This window comes from Campylobacter sp. BCW_6889, assembly GCF_001762535.1.
Classification (GTDB): Bacteria; Campylobacterota; Campylobacteria; order Campylobacterales; family Campylobacteraceae; genus Campylobacter_D; species Campylobacter_D jejuni.
On record NZ_MJWZ01000074.1, the window covers coordinates 959 to 1,910 of the forward strand.

The 952-nt window shown below is 26.5% G+C and carries 2 protein-coding genes; both read left to right on the forward strand.

The annotated features are described in order from the left end of the window. Positions 1-246 (forward strand): hypothetical protein (locus tag AJ939_RS08345; RefSeq protein ID WP_186820610.1); only part of this gene is annotated, 246 nt, incomplete at its 5' end. A gap of 44 nt (positions 247-290) precedes the next feature. Next, positions 291-952: acetyl-CoA carboxylase biotin carboxylase subunit family protein (locus AJ939_RS08350; protein WP_044809742.1), on the forward strand; the 662-nt coding region annotated here is incomplete at its 3' end.

The window sequence follows — 952 nt, forward strand, 5'->3', positions numbered from 1 at the left end:
AAAGTAAATACAAAAGCTAAAAATTTTTGTCTGGTTAAAATGATTTTTACCAAAGAAGATTATGAGTTTTACAAGAAATTAAAAACTTTAAAACCACAAATGATAGTAAAAGAAAGAATTTATGTAAAAAATGATGAAAATTTTTCCTATTCTTCATCACTAATGGATTCTAAGGGTTATTATTATTTGAAAATTTCAAAGGATGAGGATCCTGAAATTTATATAAAAGGAAAGCTTCACTTCTAAACTCCTAGTAAAAATCTTTTAGCAGATTTTTACTAGGAGAATCTATGAAAAACAAACATTTTTTTATTATTGGCGGTGGTGATTTACAAGCAGATTTAGTGTTACATGCAAAAAAAGATTTTATCACTCATGTTTTTGACTACAATGAAAATTGTTTTTGCAAAGATTTAGCAGATTATTTTCATCCTATTTCTATTGCTGATAAAGAAAAAATTCTGGAATTAGCTATCAAATTTAATATAGTAGGTATTGCTACTGCTGCTACAGAACTTGGAAATTTAACAGTATGCTACATTGGAGAAAAGCTTAATCTTGGAACTAATTCTTATGAATGTGCTAAAAATACTACAGATAAAAGCTTAATGAAAAAAGTATTTGAAAGAAACAATATCAATCATGCTAAATACTTTATACTCAAAGATGAAAAAGATTTAGAACAAATTGCTAATTTCCCTGTTGTTGTAAAACCAAGCGATAGAAGTGCTGGAAGAGGAGTTGTAAAAGTATTTGATAAAGAAAATTTAAAAAAATATTTTTACAAAGCTAAAGATTTCTCTTATAATAAAATCGTTTTAGCCGAAGAAGTTTTAAAAGGTAGACAATTTAGTGTAGAAACTATAAGCTCTCATGGTAAACATCAAATTATAGCTATCACAGAAGAATATTTACGAGAAGGCGAATTTGCAAATGATTTTTTAGAAACACA